This is a genomic window from Hymenobacter agri (assembly GCF_054778495.1).
This window is the reverse complement of the sequence record NZ_BAAGZM010001047.1, coordinates 1-950: the sequence shown is the minus strand read 5'-3', so window position 1 is coordinate 950 and position 950 is coordinate 1. Positions and strand designations below refer to the sequence as shown.

General features: G+C 67.6%; 1 protein-coding gene. It reads right to left on the bottom strand.

Translation table 11 applies throughout. The features are described from left to right. A partial coding sequence (locus tag ACYVDE_RS24360) for a UDP-N-acetylmuramoyl-tripeptide--D-alanyl-D-alanine ligase (RefSeq protein WP_460504105.1) occupies positions 1 to 950 on the bottom strand: 950 nt, incomplete at both ends.

The window sequence follows — 950 nt, the reverse complement described above, 5'->3', positions numbered from 1 at the left end:
AGCAGCTGGCCCAGGGCGCGGTGCTCGGCGGCACTTTCCTCGCCCAGCTCAAACATGTCGCCCAGCAGTACCAGCTTGGCCTGGCCAGCGGCCGTGGGGCGCTGCGCGAAGCTGCGCAGGGCGGCGGCCATGCTGCTGGGGTTAGCGTTGTAGGCGTCGAGCACCAGTTCGTTGCCGGCAGTGGTGCGCACCAGTTGCGAGCGGTTGTTCTGCGGATTGTAGCCGGCGAGGGCGGCAGCGATTTTATCGGTCGAAATGCCGAAATACTGGCCCACGGCGGCAGCGGCGGCCAGGTTGGGGAAGTTGTAGTCGCCGGTAAGCTGGGCTACCACTTCGGTATTATCGCCGAGGCGCAGGGCCACGGCGGGCGCGGCCGAGAGCAGGGTGGCCGGGTAAGTGTCCATCAGGCGCGGGTAGCTCACGGTGGTGGGCACCTGCGCGGCCAGCGAGGGCAGGCGCGCATCCAGCGTGTTCACGAAGGCCGTGCCACCGGTGCGGGTGAGGTAGTCGAACAGCTCGCCCTTGCCCAAGGCCACGCCCTCGGCCCCGCCAAAGCCTTCGAGGTGGGCCTTGCCGATGTTGGTGATGAGGCCGTGGGTGGGCTCGGCCCACTCGCAATAGGCCGCAATTTCGCCCCGGTGGTTGGCCCCCATCTCAATCACGGCAAAGTCATGCTCGCCCTGGCGCAGGCGCAGCAGCGTGAGCGGCACGCCAATGTGGTTGTTGAGGTTGCCAATGGTGGCCAGCACCCGGAATTGCTTGGCCAGCACAGCCGTGAGCAGCTCTTTAGTGGTGGTTTTGCCGTTGGAGCCCGTAATGGCCAGCACCGGGATGCGGAACTGCCGGCGGTGCTCGCGGGCCAGCGCCTGCAGGGCGGCCAACGGGTCGGGCGCGTAGGTGTAGGCAATGGGGTTGCTGGCGGCCAGCACGGCATCATCGACCACGGCGTG